General features: G+C 65.5%; 17 protein-coding genes. 8 read left to right on the forward strand and 9 right to left on the reverse strand.

The window, feature by feature from the left end; translation table 11 throughout:
* The first annotated feature begins 32 nt into the window (after positions 1-32).
* The 8 genes from atpB (at position 33) to THIX_RS04135 (ending at position 6,852) form a co-directional block, all read left to right on the forward strand.
* Positions 33-893 carry a F0F1 ATP synthase subunit A gene (atpB, locus tag THIX_RS04100; RefSeq protein WP_112485130.1) on the forward strand — a complete coding sequence of 287 codons (861 nt, stop codon included), beginning with the start codon at positions 33-35 and terminating at the stop codon, positions 891-893.
* 61 nt (positions 894-954) lie between these two features.
* Entirely contained in the window at positions 955-1,203 is a 249-nt protein-coding gene (atpE, locus tag THIX_RS04105; RefSeq protein ID WP_013107156.1) for a F0F1 ATP synthase subunit C, read from the forward strand.
* Between the two features lie 46 nt (positions 1,204-1,249).
* Positions 1,250-1,720, forward strand: a complete 471-nt coding sequence (locus THIX_RS04110) for a F0F1 ATP synthase subunit B (protein ID WP_112485132.1) — start codon at positions 1,250-1,252, stop codon at positions 1,718-1,720.
* A gap of 12 nt (positions 1,721-1,732) precedes the next feature.
* Positions 1,733-2,278: a F0F1 ATP synthase subunit delta gene (locus tag THIX_RS04115; protein ID WP_112485134.1), complete on the forward strand. Its 546-nt coding sequence runs from the start codon at positions 1,733-1,735 to the stop codon at positions 2,276-2,278.
* Between the two features lie 49 nt (positions 2,279-2,327).
* Positions 2,328-3,884 carry a F0F1 ATP synthase subunit alpha gene (gene atpA, locus THIX_RS04120; RefSeq protein WP_112485136.1) on the forward strand — a complete coding sequence of 519 codons (1,557 nt, stop codon included), beginning with the start codon at positions 2,328-2,330 and terminating at the stop codon, positions 3,882-3,884.
* Between the two features lie 128 nt (positions 3,885-4,012).
* Positions 4,013-4,891 carry a F0F1 ATP synthase subunit gamma gene (gene atpG / locus THIX_RS04125; protein ID WP_112485138.1) on the forward strand — a complete coding sequence of 293 codons (879 nt, stop codon included), beginning with the start codon at positions 4,013-4,015 and terminating at the stop codon, positions 4,889-4,891.
* A gap of 36 nt (positions 4,892-4,927) precedes the next feature.
* The gene (gene atpD / locus THIX_RS04130) at positions 4,928-6,343 is read left to right on the forward strand and encodes a F0F1 ATP synthase subunit beta (RefSeq protein ID WP_112485140.1); all 1,416 of its coding nucleotides are present in this window, start codon (positions 4,928-4,930) and stop codon (positions 6,341-6,343) included.
* A gap of 80 nt (positions 6,344-6,423) precedes the next feature.
* Entirely contained in the window at positions 6,424-6,852 is a 429-nt protein-coding gene (locus THIX_RS04135) for a F0F1 ATP synthase subunit epsilon (RefSeq protein ID WP_112485142.1), read from the forward strand.
* 213 nt (positions 6,853-7,065) lie between these two features.
* Here the strand turns inward: THIX_RS04135 and THIX_RS04140 are convergent, their stop codons facing one another.
* From THIX_RS04140 to THIX_RS04180, 9 genes are all read right to left on the reverse strand, one after another.
* Positions 7,066-8,229, reverse strand: a complete 1,164-nt coding sequence (locus tag THIX_RS04140) for a branched-chain amino acid ABC transporter substrate-binding protein (protein ID WP_233224389.1) — start codon at positions 8,227-8,229, stop codon at positions 7,066-7,068.
* 205 nt (positions 8,230-8,434) lie between these two features.
* Positions 8,435-9,025 (reverse strand): crossover junction endodeoxyribonuclease RuvC, encoded by a 591-nt coding sequence (gene ruvC / locus THIX_RS04145; RefSeq protein ID WP_112485144.1) that lies wholly within the window; start codon positions 9,023-9,025, stop codon positions 8,435-8,437.
* Between the two features lie 40 nt (positions 9,026-9,065).
* A complete protein-coding gene (gene purH / locus THIX_RS04150) occupies positions 9,066-10,646 on the reverse strand; it encodes a bifunctional phosphoribosylaminoimidazolecarboxamide formyltransferase/IMP cyclohydrolase (protein WP_112485146.1) in 1,581 nt (526 codons plus the stop codon).
* Between the two features lie 195 nt (positions 10,647-10,841).
* Positions 10,842-11,081, reverse strand: a complete 240-nt coding sequence (locus THIX_RS04155; protein WP_112485148.1) for a helix-turn-helix domain-containing protein — start codon at positions 11,079-11,081, stop codon at positions 10,842-10,844.
* Complete coding sequence (dusB, locus tag THIX_RS04160) at positions 11,081-12,136, reverse strand: tRNA dihydrouridine synthase DusB (protein WP_112485150.1); 1,056 nt, start codon at positions 12,134-12,136, stop codon at positions 11,081-11,083. Before dusB ends, THIX_RS04155 begins: the two co-directional genes overlap by 1 nt.
* A gap of 60 nt (positions 12,137-12,196) precedes the next feature.
* Complete coding sequence (locus tag THIX_RS04165; RefSeq protein ID WP_112485152.1) at positions 12,197-12,433, reverse strand: DUF1289 domain-containing protein; 237 nt, start codon at positions 12,431-12,433, stop codon at positions 12,197-12,199.
* Between the two features lie 57 nt (positions 12,434-12,490).
* Positions 12,491-13,006, reverse strand: a complete 516-nt coding sequence (locus THIX_RS04170; RefSeq protein WP_112488148.1) for a YbaK/EbsC family protein — start codon at positions 13,004-13,006, stop codon at positions 12,491-12,493.
* Between the two features lie 116 nt (positions 13,007-13,122).
* Positions 13,123-14,082: a hydroxymethylglutaryl-CoA lyase gene (locus THIX_RS04175; RefSeq protein ID WP_112488149.1), complete on the reverse strand. Its 960-nt coding sequence runs from the start codon at positions 14,080-14,082 to the stop codon at positions 13,123-13,125.
* Between the two features lie 60 nt (positions 14,083-14,142).
* Complete coding sequence (locus THIX_RS04180; RefSeq protein ID WP_112485154.1) at positions 14,143-15,093, reverse strand: glyoxylate/hydroxypyruvate reductase A; 951 nt, start codon at positions 15,091-15,093, stop codon at positions 14,143-14,145.
* Positions 15,094-15,129: the final 36 nt, after the last annotated feature.

Genomic DNA, 15,129 nt, shown 5'->3' on the forward strand with positions numbered 1-15,129 from the left:
TGTCCGCGATCGTTCAATCGACTGATCTACCCATGTCTGCAGACCAGCAATCCATCACCGCCGGCGAATACATCATCCACCACCTGACGCACTGGACCAGCGGTCCGCGCACGGGTGTGATCGATTTTGGCATCGTCGACATCGACTCGATCACCGTCTCGGTGGCTCTTGGCTTGCTCGCCTGCTTCATCCTCTGGCGCGTGGCCAGGCACATGACCAGCGGCACGCCCGGCCGCATGCAGGCCGCGGTCGAATTCCTGGTCGAGTTCGTCGATGAGCAGGCACGCGGCATCGTGCGCAGCGCCAAGTCGCGCGAGTTCGTCGCGCCGCTGGCGTTCATCTCCTTTGTCTGGATCGTGATGATGAACGCGATGGACTTGTTGCCGGTCGACCTGCTGCCGCGTCTGTGGCAAGGCGCTGGCGCCATGGCCGGGCACAACCCCGAGCACATGTATCTGCGCGTCGTGCCGACCGCGGACCTGTCCATTGCCCTCGGCATGTCCATCACCATTCTGCTGCTGAGTTTGTATTACGGCATGCGGATCAAGGGAGTCGGTGGCTGGGTGCATGAGCTTTTCACCGCCCCGTTCGGCAACCATTTTCTGCTGTGGCCGTTGAACTTCGCCATGCAGTTGCTCGAATATCTGGCCAAGACCTTGTCGCACGGCATGCGACTGTTCGGCAATCTGTATGCCGAAGAAATCCTGTTCATGATCATTGCCCTCATGGGGGCTGCGGGTCTGAGCAGCCTGACCGGGTGGACGCTGTTTTTCGGCAATATCGTGGCGGGTTTCGCCTGGTCCGTTTTCAGCATGCTGATCATCGTGCTGCAAGGTTTCATTTTCATGATGCTGACCCTGGTCTACATCGGCCAGGCTCACGACCATCATTGATTCAGGTTTGATTTTCCCTTTTCTTTATCACTGACTACCAACTTTTCAACAGGAGCATTTCATGGAACACGTTCTCGGCTATGTCGCTTTGGCTGCGGGTCTGATCATCGGTCTGGGTGCCAATGGCGCCTGCATCGGCATCGGCATCATGGGCAGCAAATACCTCGAATCCGCCGCGCGCCAGCCCGAGTTGATGAACGAACTGCAAACCAAGATGTTCCTGCTGGCCGGCCTGATCGACGCGGCCTTCCTGATCGGTGTCGGTCTGGCGATGATGTTCACCTTCGCCAACCCCTTCGTGCTGAAGTAATTGCAGCGCACCACCCACCGACTGATTCAACGCAAAGGTTAGCGCCATGCATCTGGACGCAACACTGATTGCGCAGCTCGTGGTGTTCTTGCTGCTGGCGTGGTTCACGGCGAAGTTCGTCTGGCCACCTATCACCAAGGCATTGGACGAGCGCGCCAAGAAAATCGCCGACGGCTTGGCTGCGGCGGATCGCGCCAAGGCCGAACTGGCTTCGGCCAACAAGGAGGTCGAGCAGGAGCTTGCCCGTTCGCATCATGAAAGCGCGCAACGTCTGGCCGAAGCCGAGCGCCGCGCGCAAGCCATCATCGAGGATGCACGCAAGAAGGCCGAGGAAGCCGGCGAGGTCATCATCACCCAGGCCAGGGCCGAGGCCGACCAGCAACTGATCAAGGCTCGCGAGAGTCTGCGTGACCAGGTTGCCGGGCTGGCCGTGAAGGGCGCCGAGGCCATCCTGCACCGCGAGGTCAATCCGCAGGTTCATGCCGATTTGCTCGCCCGGCTCAAGGCCGAACTGTGATCGGAGCCCGTCATGGCTGAACTCGCCACCATCGCGCGGCCTTATGCCGAAGCGATCTTCCGGGCCGTACAAAACCAGCCCGCATCCGAGTCGCTGGAGCATGTCGCCGCGTCGCTGAATGCGCTTGCCGTGATCGCGCGCGACCCGCAAATCCGGACTCTCGCGGGCGACCCACAGCTTCCTGCCGACAAGCTCGGTGCCCTGCTGCTGTCGGCCATGCCGCAGCAAGCCGGCGCTGCCGTGCGCAACTTGCTGCAGGTCGTGCTCGAAAACCGACGCCTGGCCGCCTTGCCTGAAATCGCCGAGCAGTTTCACCAGCTCAAAGACGCCGCGCAGCACCGTGCCGAGGCCGTCATCAGCAGCGCCTTTCCACTGGAGCCGGCGCAGCTCGAGGCTTTGTTGCCCGCGCTCGAGCGCAAGTTTGGTTGCAAGCTCTACACCCGTGTCGAAATCGATCCCGGGCTGATCGGCGGTGTGCGCGTTGCCGTGGGCGACGAGGTGCTCGACACCTCGGTGCGCGCACGGCTCGACGCCATGCGCGTTGCTCTCACAGCCTAAGCAGCACCGACCGTCCAAGCCATCACCGCCTAAGTCTTCCGAGGCCACCATGCAACTCAATCCCGCAGAAATTTCCGAACTCATCAAAAGCCGCATCGAGGGCCTTGGTGCCACCGCCGACGTCAAGAACCAGGGCACCGTGGTGTCCGTGTCCGACGGCATCGTGCGGGTGCACGGCCTGTCCGACGTGATGCAGGGCGAAATGCTCGAATTCCCGGCGAACAAGGACGGTCAGCCCACCTTCGGCCTGGCACTCAACCTGGAGCGCGATTCCGTCGGCTCGGTGGTTCTGGGCGAATACGGCCACATCTCCGAAGGCGACACGGTCAAGTGCACCGGGAAGATCTTGTCCGTCCCGGTTGGCCCGGAACTCATCGGCCGGGTGGTCAACACCCTGGGCGTGCCCATCGATGGCAAGGGCCCGGTGAATGCGAAGATGACCGACGTGGTCGAGAAGGTCGCGCCCGGCGTGATCTGGCGCAAATCGGTCTCGCAGCCGGTGCAAACCGGGGTCAAGGCCATCGACGCCATGGTTCCGATCGGACGTGGCCAGCGCGAACTGATCATCGGCGACCGCCAGACCGGCAAGACGGCGGTGGCGGTGGACGCCATCATCAGCCAGAAGGGCAAGGACCTGATCTGCATCTATGTTGCCGTAGGCCAGAAGGCTTCGACGGTTGCCAACGTCGTGCGCAAGTTGCAAGAGTACGGCGCGATGGAGTACACCATCGTTGTCGCCGCCACGGCGTCCGACTCGGCCGCAATGCAGTACCTGGCCCCTTATTCCGGCTGCACCATGGGCGAGTATTTCCGCGACCGCGGCCGCGACGCCCTGGTGATCTATGACGACCTGACCAAGCAGGCCTGGGCTTATCGCCAGATTTCCTTGCTGCTGCGCCGCCCCCCGGGCCGCGAAGCCTATCCCGGCGACGTGTTCTACCTGCACAGCCGTCTGCTCGAACGCGCTGCCCGCGTGAACGAGGAATATGTCGAGAAATTCACCAATGGCGAAGTCAAGGGCAAGACCGGCTCGCTCACCGCGCTGCCCATCATCGAAACCCAGGCGGGTGACGTCTCGGCCTTCGTGCCGACGAACGTGATCTCCATCACCGACGGCCAGATTTTCCTCGAGACCGATCTGTTCAACGCCGGTGTGCGCCCCGCCATCAACGCCGGCGTGTCGGTGTCGCGCGTGGGCGGTGCGGCACAGACCAAGATCATCAAGAAGCTGTCGGGCGGCATTCGTACCGACCTGGCGCAATACCGCGAACTCGCGGCCTTCGCCCAGTTTGCCTCCGACCTCGACGACGCCACGCGTCGCCAGCTCGAGCGCGGCCGTCGCGTGGTCGAACTGCTCAAGCAGCCCCAGTACCAACCGGTTCAGGTGTGGCAACTCGCCGCATCGCTGTATGCGGTGAACAACGGCTATCTGGACGACGTCGACGTCAAGCAGTTGCTGGGCTTCGAGAAGGGCTTGCACGACTATCTGCAGTCCAAGCATGCTGCCCTGGTGGAGAGCATCGAGTCGAAGAAAGACTTGAGCAAGGACGACGAAGCCCTCTTGAAAACGGCCATCGCCGAATTCAAGAAGAACGGCGCGTATTGATTCATTCCACCATTCACCCTGATCCAGTCCATGCGTGCCCACATCGCGTTGTCGCCGGTTGCCGAGCTTGCCCGGCCCGCCAGGCCGTTTGCGACCGAATTGCGCCGCATGGCTGAAGGAGATCCTGCATGCCTGGAATGAAAGAAGTTCGCGTCAAGATCAAGAGCGTGCAGAACACGCGCAAGATCACCAAGGCCATGGAAATGGTCGCTGCCTCCAAAATGCGCAAGGCGCAGGAGCGCATGCGTGCAGCCCGGCCTTACGCCGAGAAGGTGCGCTCCATGACCGCCAACCTGAGCCAAGCCAACCCCGAGTACAGCCACCCCTTCATGGTGGCGCGTAGCCCGGTGCGCAAGGTGGGCGTCATCCTGGTGACCACCGACAAGGGCCTGTGCGGCGGCCTCAACACCAATATCTTGCGTGCCCTGACCCAGAACATCAAGGAATGGCAGGGTGAGGGCGTTGCCGTGCAGGCCTGCGCCATTGGCAACAAGGGTTTGCAATTCTTCAACCGCCTGGGTGTCAACGTTGTCTCTCAGTTGGTGCAGATGGGCGACAAACCGCATCTGGACAAGCTCATCGGCCCGGTCAAAGTGGTGCTCGACGCTTATGAGCGTGGCGAGATCGACGCCATCTACATCGCGTTCAGCAGCTTCGTCAACACCATGAAGCAGCAGCCGCGGGTCGAACAGCTCATCCCGCTGTCCAAGCAGGCCATGAGCACGTCCGATGCGGAGCGCAAGCAACACAGCTGGGACTACATCTACGAGCCCGATGCCAAGCCGGTGATCGATGCGCTGCTGGTGCGCTACATCGAGGCGCTGGTCTACCAGGCCGTGACCGAGAACATGGCGTGCGAGCAATCGGCCCGCATGGTGGCGATGAAGGCGGCGTCTGACAACGCCAAGACGGTGATCAGTGAACTGCAACTGGTCTACAACAAGAGTCGCCAGGCCGCCATTACCAAAGAATTGTCTGAAATCGTCGGGGGCGCAGCCGCCGTTTAAGGCGCTGCCACCCATCACTGCATATTGGAGAACTAGATGACCACGGCCCAAACCCAAGGCAAGATCGTTCAGTGCATCGGCCCTGTGATCGACATTGAATTCCCGCGCGAGCACATGCCCGTCGTGTACGAGGCACTGCGCCTGTCCGACAACCAGGAAATGGGGTTGGCGGAAAAAGGCATCACCTTTGAAGTGCAACAACAAATTGGTGACGGTGTCGTGCGCACGATTGCCCTCGGATCGACCGACGGCCTGCGTCGCGGCATGGCGGTCGACGCCACCGGCGAGCCCATCACCGTGCCTGTCGGCAACGGCACCCTCGGACGCATCATGGATGTGCTGGGCCGCCCGATCGACGAAGCCGGCCCCATCGCCTGCGACGAGCGCCGCTCCATCCACGCCAAGGCTCCCAAGTTCGATGAACTCTCGCCCTCGGTCGACCTGCTCGAAACCGGCATCAAGGTGATCGACCTGGTTTGCCCTTTCGCCAAGGGTGGCAAGGTCGGCCTGTTCGGCGGTGCCGGCGTTGGCAAGACCGTGAACATGATGGAACTCATCAACAACATCGCCAAGCAGCATAGCGGCTTGTCGGTGTTCGCCGGCGTGGGTGAGCGTACCCGCGAGGGCAATGACTTCTACCATGAGATGGAAGAGTCGAACGTGCTCGACAAGGTGGCCATGGTGTTCGGCCAGATGAACGAGCCTCCAGGCAACCGCCTGCGCGTGGCCCTGACCGGCCTGACCATGGCCGAGAAATTCCGTGACGAAGGCCGCGACATCCTGTTCTTCGTCGACAACATTTACCGCTACACCCTGGCCGGCGTGGAAGTCTCCGCGCTGCTGGGACGCATGCCTTCCGCCGTGGGCTACCAGCCGACGCTGGCCGAGGAAATGGGCGTGCTGCAGGAGCGCATCACCTCGACCAAGACCGGTTCCATCACCTCCATCCAGGCCGTCTACGTCCCTGCGGACGATTACACCGATCCCTCGCCTGCGACCACCTTCGCCCACCTGGACTCCACCGTGGCGCTGTCGCGTGATATTGCCTCGCTGGGCATCTACCCCGCAGTCGACCCGCTCGATTCCACGTCGCGCCAGCTCGACCCGAACGTCGTGGGCGAAGAGCACTACAACACCGCCCGTTCGGTGCAGGGCATTCTGCAGCGCTACAAGGAACTGCGCGACATCATCGCCATTCTGGGCATGGATGAGCTCTCGCCCGAAGACAAGCTCACCGTGTCGCGCGCCCGCAAGATCCAGCGCTTCCTGTCGCAGCCGTTCCACGTTGCCGAAGTGTTCACCGGCTCGCCTGGCAAGTACGTGCCGCTGAAGGAAACCATCCGCGGCTTCAAGATGATCGCCAACGGCGAGTGCGACGCGCTGCCCGAGCAGGCCTTCTACATGGTCGGCGCCATCGACGAAGCCTTCGAGAAGGCCAAGAAACTGAACTGACCGCTGCGTCTGCCCAGAGCATGCCGAGTCGCTCGCCGACATGGCATGCACGTGCAGCCCGAGGCACCCCCGGAGTCATCATGAACACTTTTCAAATCGATGTGGTCAGTGCCGAAGAGCTGATCTATTCCGGGCAAGCGCGTTTCGTCGCCTTGCCGGGCGAGTCCGGCGAACTCGGCATTCTGCCCGGCCACACGCCCCTCATCACCCGCATCAAACCGGGCGCGGTGCGCATCGAGCGCACGGACGGCACCAGGACCGAGGACGATTTCGTCTTCGTCGCCGGTGGCGTGCTTGAAGTCCAGCCCAAGCATGTGACGGTTCTGGCCGACACCGCCATCCGTGGCAAGGACCTGGATGAAGCCAAGGCCCAGGAAGCCCTCAAGCTGGCGCAGGAAAATCGTGCCAATGCCAAGGACGCCCAGGACATTGCCGTCGTCGAAGGTGAGCTTGCCATGTTGGCGGCGCAACTCGCCGCCATCCGCAAGCTGCGCAACCGACCCCATTGAACGTGCATCCGCCCCAACAAAAAGCCCGCTGGCTGGCGCTGAACGGGCTTTTTGTTGGGGGTGTGCGCCGCAATCCCGGCCCCGTTGGAGGTCAAGATCCGGTGGTCAACCGACACGGATCGGCGCTGTGACGGGGCAGGGAGAGCCGGGCGACTCCTGGGCGACCAAACTTCGCGCGATCGCATCGCCGCCTCATCGTGTTGCCCCGCCGATTCAGTTCACGCGTTCCACCGCGAGCGGCGTTTTCTTGCCATGCTCGAACATCGAGAGGGTGATGCTCGGGTGCATCAACTCGCCTGTCGAGGTGAAGCGGATATGGGACTTGGTGATGCCGTCGTCGTCCACGTCCCGGATGGCGTGGAGGTAGACCTTGGGATCCGCCGATCGGGCCTTCATCATGGCATGGGCCAGCACCATGGCTGCGTCATAGGCGTAGGGCGAGTAGAGCTGGAAAGCGCCTTGGCCGAAGTGTTGGATGTAATCGGCTTTCCAGGCCTGGCCCTTCGGCAACTGGCTCAGGGGCACACCGCCCTGGGCGCAGATCGTGCCGTTGACCGCATTGCCAGCGAGCGTCGCCATGGCCGGCGCACAAATGCCGTCGCCACCCATGAGCGTGGCCTTCATCCCGAACTGACGCATCTGCCGCAACAGCGGGCCGGCCTGGCTGTACATGCCGCCATAGAACACGACGTCCGGGTGGAAGTCCTTGATGCGGGTGAGGATGGCGGAAAACTGCGTGGTCTTGTCGTCGGTGTATTCGTGATCCACCACCGTCATGCCATCGCGTTTCGCCGTGGCGGCAAACACATCGGCGACACCTTCGCCGTAGGCCGTGCGGTCGTCCACCACCGCAACGCGCTTGGCTTTCAGTGTTTGGTCGGCATAGTTGGCCAGGCCGGCGCCGAGAGCGTCGTCATTGGCAATCATGCGGAAAAACGTCTTGTAGTCCTGCTGGGCGATTTTCGGGTCGGTGGATGATGGTGTGATCTGCGGGATGCCCGCTGCGCTGTAGATGCGGGCCGCAGGGAAGGTGCAGCCCGAGGTCTGGTGGCCGACGACGCCGTTCACCTGCTCGTCCACCAATTTCTGCGCCACCAATGTGGCTTGGTTGGGCAGACCCTGATCGTCCTCGGCGTCCATGACCCAGCGCACCGGCTGGCCAGCGATGCGGGCATGCTCCGCATTGAGCTTGTCGATGGCCAGTTGCACGCCGTTCACGGCGTCCTGGCCGCTGGCAGAGAGCGGCCCCGACAGTGGCACCGCCACACCGATGACCACGCGCATCTCGGCAGCCTGCGCGGCTGCGGTGCACAGCATCGGTGCGAGCAGTGCCGCCAAAACGGTGCGTTTGCGTCGAACGGCTGGGGTGTGCGGCATGGCTATCTCCGGAAAGCAGGTCATCTGGGCAAGGCGCGGCGGCGACTTGTACCAGCAGCCGCGCGATGAAGGGCTGGTTCAGCGTAAGCAAAATTCGGGCGCGCGGTGTTGCCATTCGGGATGGCCCACCGCCGCAACGGGACATGCCATGCGCATGCGCGACGACCTCGCGCTCTGTGCAGCAGGGCAGTGGCGCTGCTGCAGTTCAATCCACCAGCCTGCCGCGGCGCACACGCAGGCCACGCAGCTGCGCCGCACTCAAGGTTCCCGCTGAAGCAGCGTCTCTGGCAACCTTGCCGCGGTCCGGGCTGGCCACCTGCAGCGCAGTCAGCCCGCGGTGGGCGTGCGCGTGGCAAATGGCCAAGCCCAGCGCGTCGGCCGCATCCGGCCCCGGCTGGCCGGGCAGGGCGAGCAGGCGCATGACCATCTCCTGCATCTGCTCCTTGTTGGCGCGGCCGTAGCCAACGACGGACTTCTTCAGTTGCAAAGCCGTGTACTCCACCACCGGCAAACCGCTGGCGACCAGCGCTGCAATCGCCGCCCCGCGCGCCTGCCCCAGCAGCAGCGTGGACTGCGGGTTGACGTTGACGAACACGATTTCCACCACCGCGATATCGGCCCGCGCGTCCTGCGCCACCTGACTCACGCCCTCGAACAACGTCTTCAGCCGATCCGGCAGCGTGCCCTTCGGAATGCGAATCGCGCCGCTTGCCTGGTAATGCAGCCGCTGGCCCCGGGTTTCGAGCAGGCCATAACCGGTGATGTTGAGTCCGGGGTCGATACCGAGGATGCGCATGGCGTGTATTGCACCACGGTGAGGGTCCGCCGGCTCGGTTTCAGTGGCGGAAGTGGCGCACGCCGGTGAGCACCATGGCCAGGCCGTGTTCGTCGGCGGCGGCGATCACTTCCGCGTCGCGCATCGAGCCGCCGGGCTGGATCACGGCTTTGGCGCCGGCGGCGGCGAGCACGTCGACGCCGTCGCGGAAGGGGAAGAAGGCGTCGGAGGCGACGGCGCTGCCGCCTACCGCAAGCCCGGCGTTGGCGGCCTTGATGGTGGCGATGCGGGTGGCGTCGACCCGGCTCATCTGCCCCGCGCCGACGCCGATGGTCTGGGCGCCGCGTGCGAACACGATGGCATTGGACTTGGTGAACTTGGCCACGGTCCAGGCGAACAGCAGGTCGGCGATTTCGGCATCGGTCGGTGCGCGCTTGGTCACCACTTTGAGGTCGGCGGTGGTGAGCACGGCGTTGTCGGCCGTCTGCACCAGAATGCCGGAGTTCACGCGCTTCACATCATGCGCGTTGCGGCCTTGGGCCCAGGGGGTGGCGCCGTGGCGGTCCACCTGGGCAAGGTCGATGGCGAGCACGCGCACATTGGCTTTGGCGGCCAGCACGGCCAGCGCCGCGTCGCTGTAGGCGGGGGCGATGAGCACTTCGACGAACTGGCCGCTCACGGCCTTGGCCGCGGCTTCGTCCACAGCCTGGTTGAAGGCGATGATGCCGCCGAAGGCCGAGGTGGGGTCGGTGGCGAAGGCTTTGCGGTATGCGGCTTCGGCCGTGTCGCCCAGCGCCACGCCGCAGGGGTTGGCGTGCTTGACGATGACGCAGGCGCCCGTGGCGAAACTCTTGACGCATTCCCACGCCGCGTCGGCGTCGGCGATGTTGTTGTAGCTCAGCTCCTTGCCCTGCAGTTGCCGCGCCAGCGGCAGCGAGCCGGGGGCGGGATGCAGGTCGCGGTAGAACGCGGCGCTCTGGTGCGGGTTCTCGCCGTAGCGCAGGTCTTGCAACTTGACGAAGCTGGAGTTGAGCTGGGCGGGATAGGTGGCTTGCGTGCCGTCGACCTGCAGCGCGGACAGATAGTTGGAAATGGCGGCGTCGTACTGGGCGATGCGGTTGAACGCCGCCACCGCCAGGGCGAAGCGCGTGGCTTGCGACACCGCGCCGCTGGCCTCGAACTCGGCCAGCGCGGCCTCGTACTGCGCGCAATCGGTGAGCACGCTCACGCCCTGCCAGTTTTTCGCCGCCGAACGCACCATGGCCGGGCCGCCGATGTCGATGTTCTCGATCGCGTCTTCGAGCGCGCAGCCCGTCTTGGCCACGGTGGCCTCGAAGGGGTAGAGGTTGACCACCAGCCAGTCGATGGCCGCGATGCCGTGCGCGGCGATGGCTTGCATGTGCGCCGGCAAGTCGCGCCGCGCCAGCAGGCCGCCATGCACCCTGGGGTGCAGGGTCTTGACGCGGCCGTCGAGCATCTCGGGAAAGCCGGTGTGCGTCGCCACTTCCGTCACCGCCAGGCCGGCCTCGAGCAGCAGCTTGGCGGTGCCGCCGGTGGACAGCAGCTTCACGCCTTTGGCGTGCAGGCGGCGGGCAAGGTCGAGGACGCCAGTTTTGTCGGAAACGGAGAGCAGTGCGTACATGGGGGTCGGGCAGAACTTGGAAAGAAGGGTTTCAGTGATGCGGGGCAGTCGGTGATGCGGGGTCGTCGGTGAGGTGAGGTGCGCTGGAGCGGAGGTTCGGGGCATGGTCTGGCCCTTGGGCATGCGCCCGGCATGTCCTGGCCAGGCCGCGCAGACCATGCCCTCACGCAACACCCGCCGCGCGCAAGACGGCACTCATTTGATGAGCTTGTGGTCCTTCAGCTTCTTGCGCAGGGTGTTGCGGTTGATGCCCAGCCAATCGGCGGCGAGCGACTGGTTGTCCTGGGTGCGGCGCATCACGGTTTGCAGCAGCGGCTTTTCCACGGTCTGCATCACCATGGCGTGAATGCCATGCGGTTCGGTGCCGTTGAGGTCGTCGAAATACGCATCGAGGCTGTCGATGACGCATTGCTCGAGGGAGGATTTCTTGCTCATCAGGCTGCTAAGGGAAGGTGGTCGGGGCTGCGTGCGCTGCTCAGCATGTCGAAATACGCCGTCACGGCGTCGCGCTGCGCCTGCGGCTCGGTCAAGATGTTGAAGCCGGCGCGGAACGCCGCGGCGCCAGGCAGATCGGCCACGGCCCAGCCCACGTGCTTTCGGGCTGTTTTCGCGCCAGCATCGCCATGGAAAAGATGGTGCGCGTCCAGGTGCTCCAGCAGCCACGCGCCTTGCTGCTGCATGCTGGGAGGCGCGGGTTCGACGCCGCTTTCCAGCGCCTGGGCGATGCGGCCCAGCAGCCAGGGGCGGCCTAAAGCGGCGCGGCCGATCATCACCGCGTCGGCGCCGGTCGCAAGCATGACGGCGCGCGCCTTGGCGGCGCTGTCGATGTCGCCATTGGCCACCACCGGAATGCGCAGCGCCTGCTTGATGGCGGCGATGGTGTCGTACTCGGCGCAGCCGCCATAGCCCTGGTCGCGGGTGCGCCCATGCACCACGACCATCGCCACGCCGGCGTCCTGCGCGGCGTGGGCGATGCGCGGCGCGTTGCGCTCAGTGGCGCACCAGCCGGTGCGCATTTTCAGCGTCACCGGCACGCCCAGCGGCTGCATGGCCTGCACCACGGCTTCGACGATGCGCAGCGCCTGCGTCTCGTCCTGCATCAGCGCCGAGCCGGCCCAGCGGCTGCACACTTTCTTCGCCGGGCAGCCCATATTGATGTCGATGATCTGCGCGCCGCCCTCCACATTGGCGCGCGCCGCATCGGCCATGTCGGCCGGGTCCACGCCCACCAGTTGCGCCGTCACCGGGCCGGGTTCGCCGGTGTGGTCGCGGCGGCGCGAGGTCTTGAGCGTGTCCCACAACTCGCGCTTGGACGCGACCATCTCGCTGACGCAGTGCCCCGTGCCCAGCTTGCGCGCCATCTGCCGCCAGGGCAGGTCGGTGACGCCGGCCATGGGGGCGGCGAACACGCGGTTGGGCAGCACGAAGTTGCCCAGGCGCAGCGCGGCCGGGCGGGCTTCGGTGGGGGCTTGCGGGCGTGGGGAGGACATGGAAGAAACGAGCCTGGGCGCGGTGTCCGCGCTGCCTGTTTTTTGTGCAGGAGGCGGATTCTAGTCCTGCGGGTTCGGGCCGCCATGCGTTCCCGCTCGCGCGTCTTGCGCGGGCTTTGGCGCGGCCTGCGCGGCGGTCTCCCGGCGTTGGCGCAGAACACGCCACACACGCAGCTTGTCGGCGTCGCCCAGGGTGCTCCAGGCGGCAATTTCGTCCAGTGTGCGCCAGCATCCCTGGCAATAGCCGCTGGTGGTGTCCATGGTGCAAATCTGGATGCAGGGGGAGGGGACGGACATGGCGTGAGGTTGGGTGGAAGCTTGCGGCGCAAGGCCGGGGGCATGTCGGTTGCGGGCTCAGGCGACGGGCGCTGTCGTGACGGCGCTGGGCGCAGCCCCCAGCCAGCGTCGCAGGTCGTCGGGCGCAAGCGGGAACACCGCGTGCGGGTGGCCGGCGGCGGCCCAGATGCGATCGAAGCGCCACAGGCTTTGGTCGATCAGCGCCAGCGGCGGCTCGCGATGCCCCACCGGACTCACCCCGCCAATGGCGAACCCGGTGCGCGCGCGCACGAAGCCGGCGTCGGCCCGCGCCAGCGCGCCCACCTGCTGCGCCACCAGCGCTTCGTCCACGCGCCGGTCGCCGGCGCACACCACCAGCACGGCGCGGTCGCTATCGACATGACGGAAGACGATGGACTTGGCGATCTGCCCGAGCTGCACGCCCAAAGCGTCCGCCGCCTGCTGCGCGGTACGCGCAGCGGCGTCGAGCATCACGGGCGACGCGTCATGTCCCAGGGCTTGCAGTGCGGCTGCAACGCGCTGGGCCGAGTCGGACGACAAGAAGATTGATGCCTCAGAGTCAGGATGCGTCATGGCAATGGTCGCAGCCAACGTCGCGCAGATGAAAGCCGCAGGCGGCAGCCCGGGTGATGCAGGCTGGCGTGCAGTCCCATGTCGCTCCAGATTGCGCTGCGCTTCATCGGGGCGGCTCAGGCTGCGGTTTGCGCGGCAGGCGCCTGGGCGGAGCGCGCGTTGTTGTCCGTACTTTGCCACTTCGTCAGCAGCGCCCGCCCGGCGCGGCTGTTGTTCGGGCGGCCGATGCTGCGGCTGATGAAGTCGCCGGCATCGACCACGGCGCGAAGGTCCACGCCGGTGTGCAGCCCCAAGCCTTGCAGCATGTAGAGCACGTCTTCGGTGGCGACGTTGCCGGTGGCGCCTTTCGCATAGGGGCAGCCGCCCAGGCCCGCAACCGAGGCGTGGAAGATGCTCACGCCCACCTGGAGCGCGGCGAGGATATTGGCCAGCGCCTGGCCGTAGGTGTCGTGGAAATGCCCGGACTGCCGCTCGATGGGAAAGGCTTTAGCCGTGGCCTCGAACACCGCCTGCACCCGGCCCGGTGTGCCCACGCCGATGGTGTCGGCGATGTCGATTTCATCGCAGCCGAGCGCGGCCATGCGTTGCACCACATCGACCACGGCGGCGGGCAGAACCTCGCCCTGATACGGGCAGCCCAGGGCGCAGGAAATGCTGCCGCGCAGGCGCAAGCCGCCGGCCTTGGCGGCTTGCGCCACGGGCTCGAAGCGGGCGATGGATTCGGCGATCGAGCAGTTGATATTGCGCCGGGCGAACGCCTCCGACGCGGCGCTGAACACCACCACTTCGTTGGCGCCCGCAGCCAGCGCCGCTTCCAGCCCCTTCAGGTTGGGCACCAGGGCCGAATACACCGTGCCGGGGTGGCGGCGGATGGCGGCCATGACCTGCGCGCTGTCGGCCATTTGCGGCACCCATTTGGGCGAGACGAAAGCCGCGGCTTCCACATTGGCAAAGCCCGCGGCGGAGAGGCGGTCGATGAGTTCGACCTTGACCGCCAGCGGCACCGGGTTGGCTTCGTTCTGCAGCCCGTCGCGCGGGCCGACTTCGACCAGCTTGACATGGTGGGGAAGGGTCATCGGGCTCATGCTCATCTCCTCGTGTTCTCGAACAACATCAGCCTGGCGGACGGGCCGTGTTCAATACCCCAGCCGCGCGTCCACCACGCCGCCGGGACGTTCGCCGCGCTCGATGGCGGCGATCTTGCGCATCACCTGCGCCGCCGCCGGGCCGACCAGGGTTTGCGCCGCCACATGCGGGGTGATGCGCGCACGCGGGTGGCGCCACAGCGGGTCATCCTGCGGCAGCGGCTCGGTGGTGAACACGTCGAGCGTGGCACTGGCGAGGTGGCCGCTGTGCAGCAAGTCGAGCAAGTCATCCTGGTCGAGCACGGCGCCGCGGCTGGCGTTGACGAGGTGCGCGCCTTTCGGCAAGTGGCACAGGACAGCGTAGTCCAGCAAGCCGCGGGTCTGCGCGGTGAGCGGCAACAACACCACCAGCACCCGGGTCTGGGCGAGAAAGGCGTCGAGCCGGTCCAGCGGGTAGATCGGCCAGGGGGCGTCGAACCCGGCGCGCGCCTGGCCGCTGCGGCTGCAGGCCAGCACCGGGAAGTCCATCGCCGCGACGCGTTTGGCGGCGGCAAATCCCATCTGCCCCAGGCCGAGAAAGCCGATGTTGAAACTGCCGCGCGGCGGCAGCACCAGCGGCTCCCAGCGGCCCTGGCGTTGCAGCGCGGCGTAGTCCGCCATGCGGCGCCAGGCGTGCAGCACGGCCTCGCTCACATAGTCGGCCATCTGCCGGCCCATGCCGGCATCTTCCAGGCGGATGAGCGGCACCCCGGGCAGGCTGCGCTGCATCTGCGGCAGCACGGCGTCGACTCCGGCGCCGAGGTTGAACACGGCACGCAGGCCGAGCTGGCTGCTCAGCCAGTCGCTCGGGGGATGCCACACCAGGGCGAAATCGGCCTGGGCTTCGGGCTCGGCGCTGGCGTCGATGACCTCGACCGCCAGCTTGAGGTCGGCGGCATGCTGCACCAGCGCCTCGCGCCAGCGGCGAAACGGCTCATCAGGATCCCAGACGGCGAGGCGCATGCGCGAGGGGTGGATGGGCGGGCCAGGGTCGATGGG

It is taken from the genome of Thiomonas sp. X19 (genome assembly GCF_900089495.1).
Taxonomy (GTDB): domain Bacteria; phylum Pseudomonadota; class Gammaproteobacteria; order Burkholderiales; family Burkholderiaceae_C; genus Thiomonas_A.

Bases quoted from the DNA above. Each gene is read 5' to 3' on its own strand.
- THIX_RS04115 (WP_112485134.1), top strand. From the start codon at position 1,733: ATGGCTGAACTCGCCACCATCGCGCGGCCTTATGCCGAAGCGATCTTC.
- atpE (WP_013107156.1), top strand. From the start codon at position 955: ATGGAACACGTTCTCGGCTATGTCGCTTTGGCTGCGGGTCTGATCATC.
- THIX_RS04180 (WP_112485154.1), bottom strand. From the start codon at position 15,093: ATGCGCCTCGCCGTCTGGGATCCTGATGAGCCGTTTCGCCGCTGGCGC.
- THIX_RS04170 (WP_112488148.1), bottom strand. From the start codon at position 13,006: ATGACGCATCCTGACTCTGAGGCATCAATCTTCTTGTCGTCCGACTCG.
- purH (WP_112485146.1), bottom strand. From the start codon at position 10,646: ATGTACGCACTGCTCTCCGTTTCCGACAAAACTGGCGTCCTCGACCTT.
- atpG (WP_112485138.1), top strand. From the start codon at position 4,013: ATGCCTGGAATGAAAGAAGTTCGCGTCAAGATCAAGAGCGTGCAGAAC.
- atpB (WP_112485130.1), top strand. From the start codon at position 33: ATGTCTGCAGACCAGCAATCCATCACCGCCGGCGAATACATCATCCAC.
- THIX_RS04135 (WP_112485142.1), top strand. From the start codon at position 6,424: ATGAACACTTTTCAAATCGATGTGGTCAGTGCCGAAGAGCTGATCTAT.
- THIX_RS04175 (WP_112488149.1), bottom strand. From the start codon at position 14,082: ATGACCCTTCCCCACCATGTCAAGCTGGTCGAAGTCGGCCCGCGCGAC.
- atpA (WP_112485136.1), top strand. From the start codon at position 2,328: ATGCAACTCAATCCCGCAGAAATTTCCGAACTCATCAAAAGCCGCATC.
- THIX_RS04110 (WP_112485132.1), top strand. From the start codon at position 1,250: ATGCATCTGGACGCAACACTGATTGCGCAGCTCGTGGTGTTCTTGCTG.
- THIX_RS04155 (WP_112485148.1), bottom strand. From the start codon at position 11,081: ATGAGCAAGAAATCCTCCCTCGAGCAATGCGTCATCGACAGCCTCGAT.
- dusB (WP_112485150.1), bottom strand. From the start codon at position 12,136: ATGTCCTCCCCACGCCCGCAAGCCCCCACCGAAGCCCGCCCGGCCGCG.
- THIX_RS04165 (WP_112485152.1), bottom strand. From the start codon at position 12,433: ATGTCCGTCCCCTCCCCCTGCATCCAGATTTGCACCATGGACACCACC.
- THIX_RS04140 (WP_233224389.1), bottom strand. From the start codon at position 8,229: ATGCCGCACACCCCAGCCGTTCGACGCAAACGCACCGTTTTGGCGGCA.
- atpD (WP_112485140.1), top strand. From the start codon at position 4,928: ATGACCACGGCCCAAACCCAAGGCAAGATCGTTCAGTGCATCGGCCCT.
- ruvC (WP_112485144.1), bottom strand. From the start codon at position 9,025: ATGCGCATCCTCGGTATCGACCCCGGACTCAACATCACCGGTTATGGC.